The sequence below is a fragment of the Aurantimonas sp. A2-1-M11 genome (assembly GCF_036549475.1).
In the GTDB taxonomy this organism is placed as follows: Bacteria; Pseudomonadota; Alphaproteobacteria; order Rhizobiales; family Rhizobiaceae; genus Aurantimonas.
Genome location: NZ_JAZHLI010000048.1, coordinates 21,736 through 36,901, shown reverse-complemented (window position 1 = coordinate 36,901; position 15,166 = coordinate 21,736). Strand labels below are relative to the sequence as shown.

General features: G+C 64.1%; 13 protein-coding genes. 4 read left to right on the top strand and 9 right to left on the bottom strand.

Annotated elements, in window-relative coordinates:
• Nucleotides 1–337: 337 nt before the first annotated feature.
• Both VQ042_RS18485 and VQ042_RS18480 read left to right on the top strand, forming a co-directional pair.
• Nucleotides 338–631, top strand: a complete 294-nt coding sequence (locus tag VQ042_RS18485; RefSeq protein WP_331821792.1) for a hypothetical protein — start codon at nucleotides 338–340, stop codon at nucleotides 629–631.
• 313 nt (nucleotides 632–944) lie between these two features.
• Complete coding sequence (locus VQ042_RS18480) at nucleotides 945–2,237, top strand: cation:proton antiporter (protein ID WP_331821791.1); 1,293 nt, start codon at nucleotides 945–947, stop codon at nucleotides 2,235–2,237.
• A gap of 291 nt (nucleotides 2,238–2,528) precedes the next feature.
• Here VQ042_RS18480 and VQ042_RS18475 read toward each other — a convergent pair whose 3' ends face one another.
• On the bottom strand, nucleotides 2,529–2,975 hold the full coding sequence (locus tag VQ042_RS18475) for an Rrf2 family transcriptional regulator (protein WP_331821790.1): 447 nt from the start codon (nucleotides 2,973–2,975) through the stop codon (nucleotides 2,529–2,531).
• A gap of 131 nt (nucleotides 2,976–3,106) precedes the next feature.
• Between VQ042_RS18475 and VQ042_RS18470 the strand changes: the two genes are divergently transcribed.
• Together VQ042_RS18470 and VQ042_RS18465 are read left to right on the top strand one after the other, a co-directional pair.
• A complete protein-coding gene (locus VQ042_RS18470) occupies nucleotides 3,107–3,274 on the top strand; it encodes a hypothetical protein (RefSeq protein WP_331821789.1) in 168 nt (55 codons plus the stop codon).
• A 408-nt stretch (nucleotides 3,275–3,682) separates the two neighbouring features.
• On the top strand, nucleotides 3,683–4,858 hold the full coding sequence (locus VQ042_RS18465) for an NnrS family protein (protein ID WP_331821788.1): 1,176 nt from the start codon (nucleotides 3,683–3,685) through the stop codon (nucleotides 4,856–4,858).
• Nucleotides 4,859–4,980: 122 nt separating this feature from the next.
• Here VQ042_RS18465 and VQ042_RS18460 read toward each other — a convergent pair whose 3' ends face one another.
• The 8 genes from VQ042_RS18460 to VQ042_RS18425 all read right to left on the bottom strand — a co-directional run bounded on the left by VQ042_RS18460 (nucleotide 4,981) and on the right by VQ042_RS18425 (nucleotide 15,121).
• Nucleotides 4,981–5,484, bottom strand: coding sequence for a DUF2478 domain-containing protein (locus VQ042_RS18460; protein WP_331821787.1), 504 nt, complete (start codon nucleotides 5,482–5,484; stop codon nucleotides 4,981–4,983).
• A 28-nt stretch (nucleotides 5,485–5,512) separates the two neighbouring features.
• Nucleotides 5,513–6,787 carry a molybdopterin molybdotransferase MoeA gene (locus tag VQ042_RS18455; RefSeq protein WP_331821786.1) on the bottom strand — a complete coding sequence of 425 codons (1,275 nt, stop codon included), beginning with the start codon at nucleotides 6,785–6,787 and terminating at the stop codon, nucleotides 5,513–5,515.
• A 2-nt stretch (nucleotides 6,788–6,789) separates the two neighbouring features.
• Nucleotides 6,790–7,407 (bottom strand): carbonic anhydrase, encoded by a 618-nt coding sequence (locus tag VQ042_RS18450; protein ID WP_331821785.1) that lies wholly within the window; start codon nucleotides 7,405–7,407, stop codon nucleotides 6,790–6,792.
• Nucleotides 7,408–7,569: 162 nt separating this feature from the next.
• The gene (locus VQ042_RS18445; RefSeq protein ID WP_331821784.1) at nucleotides 7,570–8,364 is read right to left on the bottom strand and encodes a peptidylprolyl isomerase; all 795 of its coding nucleotides are present in this window, start codon (nucleotides 8,362–8,364) and stop codon (nucleotides 7,570–7,572) included.
• A gap of 5 nt (nucleotides 8,365–8,369) precedes the next feature.
• The gene (narI, locus tag VQ042_RS18440; protein ID WP_331821783.1) at nucleotides 8,370–9,146 is read right to left on the bottom strand and encodes a respiratory nitrate reductase subunit gamma; all 777 of its coding nucleotides are present in this window, start codon (nucleotides 9,144–9,146) and stop codon (nucleotides 8,370–8,372) included.
• Between the two features lies 1 nt (nucleotide 9,147).
• Complete coding sequence (gene narJ, locus VQ042_RS18435) at nucleotides 9,148–9,852, bottom strand: nitrate reductase molybdenum cofactor assembly chaperone (protein WP_331821782.1); 705 nt, start codon at nucleotides 9,850–9,852, stop codon at nucleotides 9,148–9,150.
• The gene (gene narH / locus VQ042_RS18430) at nucleotides 9,852–11,378 is read right to left on the bottom strand and encodes a nitrate reductase subunit beta (protein ID WP_331821781.1); all 1,527 of its coding nucleotides are present in this window, start codon (nucleotides 11,376–11,378) and stop codon (nucleotides 9,852–9,854) included. Before narH ends, narJ begins: the two co-directional genes overlap by 1 nt.
• Nucleotides 11,375–15,121, bottom strand: a complete 3,747-nt coding sequence (locus VQ042_RS18425; protein WP_331821780.1) for a nitrate reductase subunit alpha — start codon at nucleotides 15,119–15,121, stop codon at nucleotides 11,375–11,377. Before VQ042_RS18425 ends, narH begins: the two co-directional genes overlap by 4 nt.
• Between the last annotated feature and the right edge of the window lie 45 nt (nucleotides 15,122–15,166).

The window sequence follows — 15,166 nt, the reverse complement described above, 5'->3', positions numbered from 1 at the left end:
GTCGATTTGATCTTCTCGAAATTATATCAAGGCGTTCAAGTCATCGGAGGCGGGGTCCCGCTTGCGCGCTTATTCACAACCCGGGGCGGTTCAAAGCCTGCCAGATCCGGATCGATGACAGCTGTCCCAGCCATGGCCGAAGCACGGAAACCGGTGGTGCCGTCTCCGAATCCTCACACTGTCGACACGCTCGGTAAGCTCGCCGACAATGAGATAGGTTTGTTGTGGGCCTGCCATAGATGCCACCGCACGCTCGTCCTGACCCTTGACGAGGCCACACGCAGATGAGGCGGAAACCGAGTGTTCATGCAATGGCTGCGGCAACCGGGACGTCAGCATGCGCGTGCAGGCGAAGGTGCGGGGGCTGAGACAAATGCCCCACAATACGGCATTGGTCGCGACGCTTAATGCGGTCGGCCATTGCCGTGTGCTCCAGCCATTGCGCCCCTTCATGATGAACTGTGCGACGCATGCCTCCGCGCATCATCGTCAGCTCACGCTCGCCGTCCTCCGCCGTCCGGACCACCGGCGCGGTATAGTCCGGGACGACGCCTGGCAGCGACGGCGGGTTGCCCGTGCCGTCCCGCATGGCGCGGGTGAAATCGCGGATCGCTACCTGGCGATCGATTAGTGGTTGCACATGGCAGCAGGAGAGCAGGAGCCGTGTCCTTCAGTGAAGGTGACGCGTGCGCGCTTCAGCGGAAATTGCCGATCGCCGTCGATGAAAGGCCCGTGCCGCGGTACGGCGTGAGGATCGGCCCGAAGCTGATGGGGCAGCCTGGCGCCTTCGGCGAATGCAAAGAGCGGACCGGGCCGGTCGTATTCCCGACTCCGTTGCCTGACATAGGGGCCTCAACAAAGGCGGCGTCTCCCATGTGGCGCGGTGCCCGACATCGATACCCGCCTCCGAAGGCGCTCAGCTCAGCTCAGGGAAATGCCCCACCATGGAAGATGCCCGGTTCGGTTTTGACGCCTACCACATCCTGCTCGTGGCGCTCGGAGCGAGCTTGCTCGTGTCGTATTGGGTGCCGCATCTTTTTGTCAGGCGACCGCCTGCGGCGACGGCGCTCCTCATGGGCTGTGGCATGGTCGGTTCGCTGCTGTTCCCCGGCATCGTCGATGGGATAGACCCCACGCAGAATCCGGCCATTTGGGAAATCGCGGCAGAGCTGGTCGTGATTGTCGTGTTGTTCGCCACGGGGCTGCGGATCGACAATCTGGGTGGCATGCGGCTTTGGCGGCCAACGATCCGGCTCCTCGCCATTACCATGCCCCTGACCATTGCCGCCGTTGCACTCCTTGGCTGGAGCGTCGCCGGGATGACGCTGGGCGGTGCGATTCTGCTCGGGGCCGTGCTGGCGCCGACGGATCCGGTGCTCGCCGGGGATCTTCAGATCGGTCCGCCGCTCGAGGGGAAAGAGCATCCGGTCCGGTTCGCGCTGACCACGGAGGCCGGACTGAACGACGGCCTGGCGTTTCCGTTCGTCTATCTTGCGCTCCATGTCGCGTCGCAAGGCGCGAACCCCGCGCTCTGGCTTACCGAATGGCTCGCCTGGGATGTGTTCTACCGAATTGTCGTCGGCCTCGGTCTCGGCGTCGTCATCGGCTGGCTTCTGGGGCGCATCCTGATCGCTGTGCCCGCCTGGAACACGGTCGCCTCCTCGGGTCCCGGTGTTCTTGCCCTGGCGGGCGTGTTCCTCGCCTACGGCGTTGTCGAGCTTGCCGAAGGTTACGGCTTCATCGCCGCCTTCGTCGCGGGGGTCGTGTGCCGGCGGGCAGAAGCCAAACATCGGTTTCATATGCGGCTCCATGCCTTCGCCAGTTCCATTGAACACGCCATCACGGCCATTCTTCTCGTGCTGCTCGGCAGCGTCATGCCATCGCTGTGGCCCTATCTCGACTGGCGCCACACGGTCATCGGCTTTGGCCTGATACTGATGATCCGACCGGCGGCAGGAATGCTGGGACTGATCGGGTCCCCTCTCAGCATGAGAGCGCGCGCTGTCGTGGCGTTCTATGGCGTGCGCGGAATCGGGTCGCTCTACTATCTCGCATACGCATCCACCCATGTGGAATTCGTCGATGAAGGGCCGCTGTGGGCGCTTGTCGCCTTCACGATCTTCGCCTCTACGGTCATTCACGGCCTGACCGCCACCGCCACCGTGGAGGTGATGGATCGTGAATATGCCGACGGCGGAGACACCGACCCGCGTGCGGATGCTCCGAAGAGTGGGTAATCTCGATCCTTCATGAGTTCATGAAAGCGCAGCGTGGAAGAAACCGCCAACGCCAATCGAGGCCCGCATCTCCACGATCAGCCGCCTGCACCGAGAAGGGCGCCGTAGGCGGCCGTACCGACGCCAGCATGACGATGACGGGTGCCGGCGCCATAATGCAGCAAAGGCGAACAGGACGAGGTTCGCCGGAAGCAGGAGCCCCCGGGGCTCGACCGAGACGCCCATGATGGCCACGGCCAAATGGATGGGGCTCTTCTCGGCAGTCAGGATCCACCGGCGCCGCGCCGTCGCCTACCGCGACACTGCCGGAATCCCCAGGATCTCCTTGAGAGAAGTGTCGGGAGCGGCCAGGTCAGCGACGGTAAACCGGTCCAGCACGGCGAGATACGCTTCGAGCGCCTCGTGCAGGACGCCCCGCAACCGGCATGAGCCGGTGATCCTGCACGAGTTTCGTGCTGGATCGAAGCATTCCACGAGACGGAAATCATCCTCGGTTGACCTCACCACGTCACCGACCCGGATTGCGGACGCGTTGCCCTCGATCCGCAGACCTCCGCCTCTCCCGCGCAACGTTTCGATGAACCCTGCGCGGCCGAGTTCATGCGCGACCTTGTTCAGATGATTGAACGGAATGCCGTAGGCGTGGGCCACATCGCGGATCGTGGCGATCTCGCCCGGTTTCAGCGCCAGATACATCAGCAGACGCAGCGCGTAGTCGGTGTACATCGTCAGGCGCAAGGCAATCCTCCACAACATGCATTGTCGGTATTGCTTTGTCCGGCAGCTTGCAATAGCCATAACATACATTGACTATGCATCTTATGGCTCGGGTGGCGATCGCTGCCCCGGCGTCCGGCAGGAGGCAGCAAATGGCGGCTCTCAAAATCCTACTCTACCTCTTCCTGTTTCCCGGCAATCTGGCGCTGCAGAAATGCGGCATCAGTATCGAGGAGGATGGCGGGTTGTTCCGGTCGTTCATCAACATGTGCGTCTGGGGCACGATCAGTCTGGGCATCGCACTCCAATTTTTTGCGTAGCCCCTTCGCCCTGGTTCGATTCCCCCCTCGTCGAGACGCTGTTCGTTGCCGATCCTGTCGTGACCGCGGCGTCGAGCTTCCGGCTATGGCTCTTCAGACCTTGAGGCGACGTCGCGCCATCCTCGGCTGCGCCATCCTTCGGTTGCCCTCCTGGCCTGACTGGTGGCGCTCCACGTGACGCGCAATCGCTGATTCTCTGCTCGGCGGCGCCAAAGCTTCGGCCGATACCGCGCCTTGTCATGCCGTTCGCCTGCGTCCTGATCGTCGCCGGGTCGATCCGGCACGATCCGTTCCCGGTTTCCTGGGACGGCGGTCTGAGCGCCGTCACCGCGATCACCGGCGGGCAAGTTCGGCTCTTCGGCGTGGGTTCCCTCCATGGTCTCGATGTTCTGACGAAAGTTGCTCTCCATGCAGACGCACCCTCTCCTCAGCTACGGCTTCCGGCCATTCTTCCTCCTGGCATCCCTCTGGGGCGGCATGGCCGTGCCGCTCTGGCTGATCTCCTATTCCGGGTGGCTGTTCATCAACCCCGCATACGGCGATCAGAACTGGCACGCGCATGAGTTGATCTTCGGCTATGCGGCGGCCGTCATCTGCGGATTCCTCTTCACCGCCATCCCCAACTGGACAGGACGCTTTCCGGTCAGGGGATGGCCGCTCTTGCTTCTGGCGGGGATCTGGCTGCTTGGCCGCATCGCCATGCTCGGCGCCAACGTGATTGGTCTGGCGACCGCTGGCGCGATCGATGTCCTGTTTCTGGTCATGGTCATCGGTTTCGCCGCGCGCGAGATCATCGCCGGCCGCAATTGGCGGAACCTGCGTGTCCTGACACTGGTCGGGACGCTGCTCGTCGGGAACATTCTCTTCCATGTGGCAGTTCTGCGCGGAGATCCGACCGATCTTGCCTTGCGTCTTTCGATTGCCGCGCTGATCGCGCTGGTCACACTCGTAGGCGGACGGGTGACGCCGAGCTTCACGCGCAACTGGCTCGTCAAGCAAGGCAAACCGCTTCCCTCGTCGTTCGGAAGATCCGACGCGCTGGCTATCGGCGCCACCATCCTGACACTGCTTGCGTGGGTCGTTGCCCCCGAAGCGACCCTTACCTTCGGCTTGGCGCTCGTCGCCGCGGCGCTGTTGATCCTGCGACTCGTGCGATGGCGCGGCTGGCCGACGTGGCGTGAACCGATCCTGGCGATCATGCACGTCGCCTACGCATTCCTTCCAGTCGGATTCCTGCTGCTGGGCGCTCGCATCGTCTGGCCTGACCTCATACCGGGCAGCGCCGTGACCCACAGCTGGACAGTTGGCGCGATCGGCACGATGACGCTCGCGGTGATGACCCGCGCCAGCCTTGGTCATACCGGGCGAGCGCTGAAAGCATCGCCCGCGACGATCATCTTCTACGTCGCCATGCTGATCGCCGCGCTGGCGCGTATCGCTGCGGCCCTCGCGCCGCAGATCGCATTGCCGCTTCTGATGCTTTCGGGCGCCGGCTGGAGCCTCGCGCTATTGGGCTTCGTCGTCGTCTACGGGCCGATGTTGGCGGCAGCACATCCGACTCGAGCCAGAACGACCCCGGCCTGATCCATCGCGCTGGCGTCGGTCCAGAGGACGCGGGCTGCGGCCAGGAACAGTATCGATTCGAAGAGATGGCCCGCGCCGATTATGACGCACGGCATCCGGACGACAGCATTGAGCGGCCGATATCAGGCAACCTTGGCCGCAGTTGCGGCCACGCCCTCCACCCAATCCTTGAGCGCGGCGCGTTCGGGCGGCAGTTGGATGGCCATTCCCCCTGCGAAAGTTCTGAAGGCCTCGCGATTCATCGCCTTCAGGCCGACAAGGACAGGCACATCCATCGCAAGGGCTTGCGCAATCACGTCGCGAAACCCGCGCCCCTCTGCCTCGTGCTTGCCGAACTTGTTGATGATCAGCAGGTCGGCGCCCGACGAAAGCCGCGCCGCGACCAGCCCCACGGCCGTCTCCAGCGTGGCGGGGTCGAGGCGGCAACCGCGCGCCGATGGGCCAAGGTCCTGGCTGATACGCAGGACGGGGCCATCGGGCAAAACCCGCACATCCATGTCGCAGGGGTCGGCATCCGCACACTCGGTGTTGATCTGGACGGTACCGCAGCATCGCAAGCCGCTGGCAGCGAGATCGGCGGCCAAGCCTTCAAGGATCAGGTCCGTATCGCCGCGCCCCGGCGCCATGGTGAATGCAAGCATCATGTTCTGATCCTCAGGTCTGGCAGAAGGGTTGGAATTCGACGAGCGCTTGGGCAGGCAGGTACTCGGCCTCCGAGGGCAGGAACATCAGCCCATCCGCCTGCGGCAACCGTCCGACACGGCCCGAATGGGTAGCGGTCTCGAAGGTGATGACGTCTCGGCCATGGACGTCGAACCCGGCAAGCGTTGCGGGCCGCAATTCGCAACGTCCCGGCTTGCGACGGATGGCGGCGGAGGTGACGACAAGGCGTCGAGCCGGGCCGGACCCGGCTTCGCCCGTAAGCCCCCGGATCAGCGCCGGGCCGAAGACCTGCCACGTGACAAGAGCCGCGAGCGGATTGCCGGGCAGACCAAGCCAGAACGCCGACCCGATGCGCCCGAACGATACCGGCTTGCCCGGCTTGATGGCGACACCGCCGAACACGATCTCCCCGCCCAGACCGGCGAGGACGGGCTTCACATGATCCTCCTCCCCCACCGAGATCCCGCCAGTGGTGATGACGAGGTCGGCGCGGGTCGCCAGGTCGTCGAGTTGCCGGGCAAGGCCCGAGCGGTTGTCCGCACCGTGGGCGGTGGCGACAAGGTCCAGGCACGCGCCACTCAGCGCGGCGGTCAGCATCGGCGTGTTGACGTCCCATATCTGCGCAGCTGCCCGGGACCCGCCCGCCTCGCGTATTTCATCCCCGGTCACAAGGAGCGCCACGCGCAGCCGCCGACGAACACGGACGATACCGGCACCGGCCGCGGCACAGGCGGCGATTTCCCTCGGGCCGAGGCGACCGCCTCGGTTCAGAACAATCGCCCCTGCGGCCATGTCGCTGCCTGCCCGCCGGATGTTCAGACCCGGCGCGGGGCGGCGGTGAAGCTGAATGACGTCTCCGTCGCGGGTGACGTCTTCCTGCATCAGGACGGCATCTGCGCCTTCGGGGATCGGTGCGCCGGTGAAGATGCGGGCCGCAGACGCGCCGAAGAGCCGTTTGGTGGTTCCCTCCCCCGCAGGAACGCGAGCAACCACCGGGAGTACCCAGGGCCCGTTCCCCATCAGCGCAGAGGTAACGACCGCGTAGCCATCCATCGCGGCGTTGTCGAAGGGTGGGGCCATGGACCGTGACCGGACCGGATCGGCGAGGATCCGGCCGACGGCCTGACCGAGCGACACCGCTTCGGTCCCGCCCACCGGCTTTGCATGCGCCGCGATCCGGCTCAGGGCCTCATCAATGCCGATCAAGGTCTTGAGCGTGTCCTGCCCGTCGCAGCCGTATCCCGGCGACGCGATGGCCTGATGCACCGTCATCGTGCCGCATCCTGTCTGAAATGGCCCGGTCCGATGCTGCAATCGAGGTCGCGCAGGCGCCCATCCTTCAACCCGTAGATCAGGCCATGCACACGGATGTCCGCGCCGTGGGTCCATGCCTTTTGCAGGATCGGCGTTTCGCACACGCGCCGGACGCCCTCGACGACGTTCAACTCGGCCAGCCGGTCGCGTCTTCCCTCATTGTCGGGCTCGCGTCCCAGATCGACAGCGTAGCTGCGAGCAAGGCGCCGGATCGGCTCCAGCCAGTGATCGGCTAGGCCATGCGGCAGATCCTCCGTCGCGGCCTTGACCCCGCCACAGCCGTAATGGCCGCAGACGATGATTTCGCGCACGCTCAACGCCTCGACCGCAAATTCCAGCGCCGACAGCAGGTTCATGTCGGAGGAATGGACGATATTGGCGACGTTGCGATGGACGAACACCTCGCCCGGGTCGAGGCCTGCGACCACATTTGCCGGAACCCGGCTGTCCGAACAACCGATCCAGAAGAACTCGGGGGCCTGTTGCGCGGCAAGCCGGGTGAAATACTCGGGTTCTTCGGCATGGCACCGTGCCGACCAGGCCTGATTGCGCGCCAGAAGATCAGTCAGCATGGGTCGTCTCCGCAATCGGGGGCAGCTCCCGTCGTGTCCACATGCGCTACGACAGCGTCAGCAGATCGACGCGGGTCAGGCGCGTGCGCAATGGGCAGCAGGAACCACCGCGCCCGCGCCGCGCTGGCTCTGACGGTTTCATCACGCGTCCATTCGCGCGATTCAGATCGGCGCGAGGCTTGCGCCGGTGATGGTTGCCTCCGTGGCCAGCATCTCGATGAAGTCACGCGATGCCCGCGCCCAAGCCGCCTTTTCCAACGCCTGAGCGATCTTGGGGCGGACGGTTTCATAGGGCAGAACCTGTCCCGGCGCCGTGGCGTTCAGGCGGATGATGTGCCAGCCGTGCCGCGACAACACCGGGGCGGGTGTCGTTCCGCCTTCGGGCAGGGTGCGCAGGACGGCCTCGAACTCGGGAACGGTGTCGCCCGGACCAAGCTGGCCAAGATGTCCGCCCGAGGCCTTCGATCCGCAATCGCTTTCGCGCGCCAGGCGGGCAAAACCCTTTGCATCACCATCCAGTCTTGCAAGAACGGCTTGCGCGCGCGCCTCGGCAATGGCACTTGCCGCTTCCTCGCGCGGATCGCAGGCGCACAGGATGTGCGACACATCCCACAGTGGCTCTGACCGGAAACGATCAGGGTCTCTCGCCCATTCGGCACGAACCGCCTGATCGGTCACCGGCGCGATCGTCAGCGCCTCGTCCAGAACGGCGCGGATCAATGCTTCGTCCTCGGTCTCGACACGTCCGGGGGCCAGTTCCTCCGGGTCGGCGTCAAGCCCCCGCGCCTTCGCCTCCTGCAGCAGGAGGGTGCGGATCGCCAGCGCCTGCGCCGCCTTGCGCCAGGCGATGCCGGGCTTGCCCTTGGGGGCGGTGTGGTTCTGGGCCTCGGCGGCGATCGCCGCCGAGGCAATGGTTTCGCCATTCACGACGACATCTGCAAAAAGGGCCATCTTCATCGCTGTCACTCCGCAGGTGTCGTGGCCGAGGGGCCGTGTTTGCCCTGCAGCGCATCGTAGGCGCGGCGGCGGTCCTCAAGCGGGCGGCGGCGGCGCGAGCGCACGATCTGATAGCCCGGGCGCAGCGTGACGTACCGGATCGGCACCGACAGCATGTGCACCAGCCGGGTGAACGGGAACGCGGCCAGGATCACCATGCCCAGCAGGATATGGACCTTGTAGAGCCAGTGCACGTTGATGACCTGCGCCCAGGCATTCAGTTGCAGAGTCATGACGCTTTGCGACCAGGTCATGAAGCGCACCATTTCCGAGCCGTCCATGTGTTCGAGCGTCAGGATGATGGTGCCCAGCCCGACAACCACCTGCAGCCAGAGCGCCACCAGAATGGCGATGTCGGCAAAGCTCGAATTGACCCGGATGCGGGCATCGAACAGTCGTCGGTGCAGCAGCATCGACGCGCCCACGAACGCCGCAAGGCCCGCCGCGCCTCCCAGAATCACCGCCACCCACTGTTTCAAGCCATAGGGAACGCCGAGCGCATCCAGCACCCAGATCGGGGTGAAGAGCCCGATCAGGTGGCCGAAAAACAGCACGATGATGCCAACATGGAACAGCACCGATCCCCACATCAGCTGTTTGCGGCGAAGGAGCTGGCTGGACGAGGTCTTCCAGGTGAACGGGTCACGTTCGTAGCGCGCAATGGTGCCGACCAGGGCCACGGCGAGAACCGCATAGGGCAGGATGCCGAAGATCAGGTAGTCGATGTCGAAATTCCCGAACATGTCAGACGCTCCTGTTCACTGTTTTGGGGGCGAACGTGCCCATCGTGGCCAGCATGTCGCGGACCTGTGGGCATCCGGCGTTCGGGTCGGGGCCAAAGGTGACTTCCGCTTCCTCCCAGACCGCGTCGAGTGCGGCGAGGTCTGCAGGGTCGTCGTCGGGCTGGGCGAGCATTCCCGCCAGTGCCTCGGCATCCGCTTCTGCCCCGGCAAGCTGCGACAGCGCGGTGAAGGCGGCGGCATATCCGCTGTCGCGCCGCACCAGACGGGTGTCGATCGCGTCGAGGATATGCGCCGCGTCCGCCAGGATGTCCCGCGCTTCCGCAAAGGGGCGTGTCGCGAGGTATTCCAGCAGCACCGGAAGGTGGTCGGGCAGTTCGGTGGTGACGGGTTCGAACCCGCCCTCCCGGTAGGTTTCGACCAGACTCACCATCGCGCCGCCCCGGTCCCGGCTTTCGCCGTGGACATGTTCGAACAGGTTGAGCGACAGCGTGCGCGACCGGTCGAACAGCATGACGTAGCTTTCCTGCAGGTCGAAGAGATCGCCCGTACCCAGCCCTTCGGTCAGGGTCTGTAGCGCGGCCCGCGTGTGGGGTTTGATCCGTGGATCGGCGGCCAGAACGGCGCCGATCTCGGGCATGGCTTTCTGAAGCTCGTCCGACGGATAGCTGAGCGTCAGCGACAGCGCCTTGAGCGTGCGGTCCCTCATCAGAATGTCTCCGTCGGAAGGGCGAAGCCCTTTTTCTTGCCGCCGAAGATGGTCGTCTTGCCGGTGCTGCCGCTGGAACATCCGTTGCCATCGGTGAAGCCGCAGCCGCCGCGGATTTCGGCGCCCATTTCGTTCTGCTCGCGATGGGCGGTCGGGATGGCAAAACGGTCTTCGTAGTCGGCGATGGCCATGATCTTGTACATGTCCTCGATCATGCGACCGGACATCCCGACGCGGGCGGCGATACCTTCGTCGCGCACGCCGTCCACGCTGAGCGCCCGCATGTAGAGCCGCATGGCCGACATCCGTTCCAGCGCGCCCACGATCGGTTCCTCGTCGCCCGCCGTCAGCATGTTGGCGAGGTACTGCACCGGAATGCGCAAGCTGCGCACGTCGGGCATCTGGTCGCTCATGGCGATCTGCCCGGCCTGCGCGGCGTTCTGGATCGGCGACAGCGGCGGGATGTACCAGACCATCGGCAGCGTCCGGTATTCGGGATGCAGCGGAAAGGCGACCTTCCACTCCATCGCCATCTTCCAGATCGGGCTGATCTTGGCGGATTCGATCCAGTCTTCGGGCACCCCGTCACGGCGCGCTGCAGCGATCACCTCCGGATCGTTGGGATCGAGGAACACGTCCAGTTGCGCGCCGTAAAGATCGGTTTCCCGTTCGGAACTGGCCGCGGCCTCGATCTTGTCGGCATCATACAGGATGACGCCCAGATAGCGGATGCGCCCGACGCAGGTTTCCGAACACACCGTCGGTTGGCCCGACTCGATGCGCGGATAGCAGAATGTGCATTTTTCCGATTTGCCGCTTTCCCAGTTGTAATAGATCTTCTTGTAGGGACAGCCCGAGATGCACATCCGCCAGCCCCGGCATTTTTCCTGGTCGATCAGGACGATCCCGTCCTCCTCGCGCTTGTAGATTGCACCCGAGGGGCAGGACGCCGAACAGGTCGGGTTGAGGCAATGCTCGCACAGGCGCGGCAGATACATCATGAAGGTATTTTCATACTCTCCATAGATTTCCTTCTGCACGTTCTCGAAGTTGTAATCCTTCGACCGCTTGACAAACTCGCCGCCAAGGATTTCCTCCCAGTTCGGCCCCTTCTCGATCTTCTCCATCCGCTCGCCGGTGATCTTCGACCGGGGGCGCGCGGTAGGAAAGGCGTTCATGTCGGGCGCCGACTTCAGGTGGTCATAATCGAAATCGAACGGTTCGTAGTAATCGTCGATTTCCGGCATGTCGGGGTTGGCGAAGATACTCGCCAGGATCCGCCACTTGCTGCCCTGCTTGGGGTGCAGCTTGCCGGATTTCGACCGGGCCCAACCGCCGTTCCAGCGCTTCTGGTTTTCCCAGTCGGTGGGATAGCCAGTGCCGGGTTTGGTCTCGACGTTGTTGAACCAGGCGTATTCGACGCCTTCGCGGCTGGTCCAGACGTTCTTGCAGGTGACGGAGCAGGTGTGGCACCCGATGCATTTATCCAGGTTCAGGACCTTGCCGATTTGCGCACGAACTCTCATTCCGCAGCCTCCACGTTCCGGGTTGCCGGCTGATCCAGCCAGTCGATCTTTTTCATCTTGCGGACGATGACGAATTCGTCGCGATTGCTGCCCACGGTGCCGTAATAGTTGAAGCCGTAGCTCAGCTGCGCATAGCCGCCGATCATATGCGTCGGCTTGAGCGTGGTGCGGGTGACCGAGTTGTGGATGCCGCCGCGATTGCCGGTCTTCTCCGATCCGGGCGTGTTCACGATCTTTTCCTGCGCGTGATACATGAACAGCGTGCCCTGCTTGATCCGCTGGGACACCACCACCCGCGCGGTCAGCGCGCCGTTGACGTTGTAGGCTTCGACCCAGTCGTTATCGACGAGACCGGCCTTCTGCGCGTCCACCTCGGACATCCAGACGACCGGACCGCCCCTGTTCAGGGTCAGCATCAGCAGGTTGTCGGTATAGGTGCTGTGAATGCCCCACTTCTGGTGCGGGGTGATGAAGTTCAGCACGACGTGCGGGCTGCCTTCGGCCGCGTCGTTGTTGACGGCCTTGGTGATGGTCTTCAGGTCCACCGGCGGGCGATAGCTGACGAAGCCTTCACCAAAGGCCCGCATCCACAGGTGATCCTGGTAAAGCTGCTGACGCCCGGTCAACGTCCGCCACGGGATCAGCTCGTGCACATTGGTGTAGCCGGCGTTGTAGCAGACGGTTTCGCTCTCGATGCCTGACCAGGTGGGCGAGGAAATGATCTTGCGCGGTTGGGCCGCGATATCGCGGAAGCGGATCTTGGTGTGGTGGGCGCCTTCGGCCAGATGAGCGTGGTGACGGCCGGTGGGTTTTTCCAACTCTTCCCATGCCTTGACGGCCACTTCGCCGTTGGTCTCGGGCGCAAGCATCAAGATCATTTCCGCCGCGTCGATGGCGGTTTCCAGCCTTGCGTGCCCCTTCGAGACTCCCTCATCCAGTACGATACCGTTCAGGTCGCGCAGGTGCCCCACCTCGACCTTGGTGTCCCAGTTGATCCCCTTGCCGCCATTGCCCAGCTTTTCAAGCAATGGCCCGACAGAGGTGAACTTCTTGTAGAGGTTCGGATAATCCCGTTCGACGGCGATATAGTTCGGCGCGGTCTTGCCCGGGATCAGATCGCATTCACCCTTTTTCCAGTCCTTCACATGGGCCTGCGCCAGCTCACCGGGCGTGTCGTGCAGCAGCGGAAGCTGAACGATGTCGGTTTCGACACCCAGCACCTCGGGCGCCACCGCCGAGAACGTCCGGGCGATCGACTTGAAGATCTCCCAGTCGGACTTGCTTTCATACGCCGGGTCCACCGCCGCCTGCAGCGGGTGGATGAACGGGTGCATGTCGGAGGTGTTCAGGTCGTCCTTTTCGTACCAGCTGGCCGTCGGCAGGACGATGTCGGAGTAGACGCAGGTGGTGGACATGCGGAAGTCGATGGTCACCAGCAGGTCGAGCTTGCCCTTCGGCGCCTCGTCGTGCCAGACGGCCTCCTTCGGCATCACGCCGCCTTCCTCGCCCAGGTCCTTGCCCATGACGCCGTGATCGGTGCCCAGCAGGTGCTTGAGAAAGTATTCGTGCCCCTTGCCGCTGGACCCCAGCAGGTTCGACCGCCAGACGAACAGGTTGCGCGGCCAGTTTTCCGGTGCATCCGGGTCTTCGCACGACATTTGCAGATCACCGGATTTCAGCTGCTCGGCGACGTAGGCGGGAATGTCCTTGCCCGACGCCTTCGCAGCTTTCGCCACCTCCAGCGGGTTGGTCTTCAGCTGTGGGGCGGACGGCAGCCAGCCCATTCGCTCTGCGCGGATGTTGTAGTCGATCAGGCTGATGTCCCAGTCGCCCTCGGGCGCGGTGGGCGACAGGATCTCGCCGGCGCTCAGCGTTTCATAGCGCCACTGGTCCGTGTGAGCATACCAGGCGCTGGTGGAGTTCATGTGCCGCGGCGGGCGGCTCCAGTCCAACCCGAAGGCCAGCGGTTGCCAGCCGGTCTGCGGGCGCAGTTTTTCCTGGCCGACGTAATGCGACCAGCCGCCGCCCTCCTGCCCGATGCAGCCGCACATCACCAGCATGTTGATGATGCCGCGATAGGCCATGTCCATGTGGTACCAGTGGTTCAGTCCGGCCCCGAGGATGACCATGGATTTGCCATGGGTCTTTTCCGCATTGCCCGCGAACTCGCGAGCCACGGCGATGATCTTTTCACGGTCAACGCCGGTGATCTTTTCGGCCCAGGCCGGGGTATAGGGGCTGTCGTCGTCGAAATCCTTCGACACCCAGTCGCCACCAAGACCGCGATCAAGACCGTAGTTGCCGCAGAAGAGGTCGAACACGGTGGCGACAAGCACCTCCTTGCCATCGGCAAGCGTGACGCGCCGGGCAGGGATGTTGCGGGTCAGAACCTCGGGGTGGTCGCATTTTACGAAATCGCCGGTGGCGGCACCGCCGAAATAGGGGAAATCGACCCCGACAACCTCGTCATGATCGCCGTCCATGATCTGGCTCAGGCGCAGTCGGGCTTCAGCCCCCTTGGCGCGCTGCTCCAGGTTCCACTTGCCTGTTTCGTTCCAGCGGAACCCGATGGAGCCGTTGGGCGCCACGACCTGACCGCTGGCCTCGTCGAAGGCCACCGTCTTCCAGTCGGGGTTGTTGGTCTCGCCGAGCTTGCCGTCGAAATCGTCGGCGCGCAGCATCCGGCCCGGCAGAAGGTGCCCGTCCTTTTCATCCAGCCGGACAAGCATCGGCATGTCGGTGTATTTGCGGGCGTAGTCCTCGAAATACTCGGCCTGCCGGTCGAGATGGTATTCGCGCAGGATCACGTGCCCCATGGCCATCGCCAGTGCCGCGTCGGTGCCGGCCTGGGGGTTCAGCCAGATGTCGCCGAATTTCGCCGCCTCGGAATAGTCGGGGCTGACCACGGCGGACTTGGTGCCGCGATAGCGGACTTCGGTGTAGAAGTGCGCGTCGGGCGTGCGGGTCTGCGGCACGTTCGAGCCCCAGAGCATCAGGAAGCCCGCGTTGTACCAGTCGGCGCTTTCCGGCACGTCGGTCTGTTCGCCCCAGGTCTGGGGTGACGCGGGCGGAAGATCGCAATACCAGTCGTAGAACGACATGCAGGTACCGCCCAGCAGGCTCAGGTAGCGCGAGCCCGCCGCATAGCTGACCATCGACATCGCCGGGATCGGAGAGAAGCCGAAGACGCGGTCGGGACCGTAGGTCTTGGCGGTATAGGCATTGGCGGCAGCGACGATCTCGGTCGCCTCATCCCACGACGCGCGCACGAAACCGCCCTTGCCGCGCGTTTTGGTGTAGGAGGCGCGCAGAACCGGATCGTTCTGGATCGCCGCCCAGGCCGCGACGGGCGTCATCGTCTCGCGCATGCGGCGCCAAACGCGCATCAGGCTGCCCCGGATCAGCGGGTTCTTCACGCGGTTGGCGGAATAGAGATACCAGCTGTAGGACGCGCCCCGCGCACAGCCGCGCGGTTCATGATTGGGCAGGCCCGCCCGGGTGCGCGGATAATCGGTCTGCTGCGTCTCCCAGGTGACGATGCCGGATTTCACGTAGATCTTCCACGAGCACGCGCCGGTACAGTTCACCCCGTGGGTCGAGCGGACAATCTTGTCGTGCCGCCAGCGGTTTCTGTAGGTCTCCTCCCAGTCGCGGCTCTCGCGGGTTGTCTGACCCCAACCGTCCGAAAACGTCTCCAGCTCCTTGCTCTGGAAGAAGTTCAGTCTGTCGAGCAGATGGCTCATCTTGGCTTCCTTTCGGGTGTCCGGTTCCGGACGGTGGCTCGCACC

What these genes read in the sequence shown, in the direction of transcription:
- VQ042_RS18485 (WP_331821792.1), top strand. Translation starts at nt 338, where the DNA reads ATGCGCGTGCAGGCGAAGGTGCGGGGGCTGAGACAAATGCCCCACAAT.
- VQ042_RS18480 (WP_331821791.1), top strand. Translation starts at nt 945, where the DNA reads ATGGAAGATGCCCGGTTCGGTTTTGACGCCTACCACATCCTGCTCGTG.
- VQ042_RS18470 (WP_331821789.1), top strand. Translation starts at nt 3,107, where the DNA reads ATGGCGGCTCTCAAAATCCTACTCTACCTCTTCCTGTTTCCCGGCAAT.
- VQ042_RS18465 (WP_331821788.1), top strand. Translation starts at nt 3,683, where the DNA reads ATGCAGACGCACCCTCTCCTCAGCTACGGCTTCCGGCCATTCTTCCTC.
- VQ042_RS18460 (WP_331821787.1), bottom strand. Translation starts at nt 5,484, where the DNA reads ATGGCGCCGGGGCGCGGCGATACGGACCTGATCCTTGAAGGCTTGGCC.
- VQ042_RS18450 (WP_331821785.1), bottom strand. Translation starts at nt 7,407, where the DNA reads ATGCTGACTGATCTTCTGGCGCGCAATCAGGCCTGGTCGGCACGGTGC.
- VQ042_RS18445 (WP_331821784.1), bottom strand. Translation starts at nt 8,364, where the DNA reads ATGAAGATGGCCCTTTTTGCAGATGTCGTCGTGAATGGCGAAACCATT.
- narI (WP_331821783.1), bottom strand. Translation starts at nt 9,146, where the DNA reads ATGTTCGGGAATTTCGACATCGACTACCTGATCTTCGGCATCCTGCCC.
- narJ (WP_331821782.1), bottom strand. Translation starts at nt 9,852, where the DNA reads ATGAGGGACCGCACGCTCAAGGCGCTGTCGCTGACGCTCAGCTATCCG.
- narH (WP_331821781.1), bottom strand. Translation starts at nt 11,378, where the DNA reads ATGAGAGTTCGTGCGCAAATCGGCAAGGTCCTGAACCTGGATAAATGC.
- VQ042_RS18425 (WP_331821780.1), bottom strand. Translation starts at nt 15,121, where the DNA reads ATGAGCCATCTGCTCGACAGACTGAACTTCTTCCAGAGCAAGGAGCTG.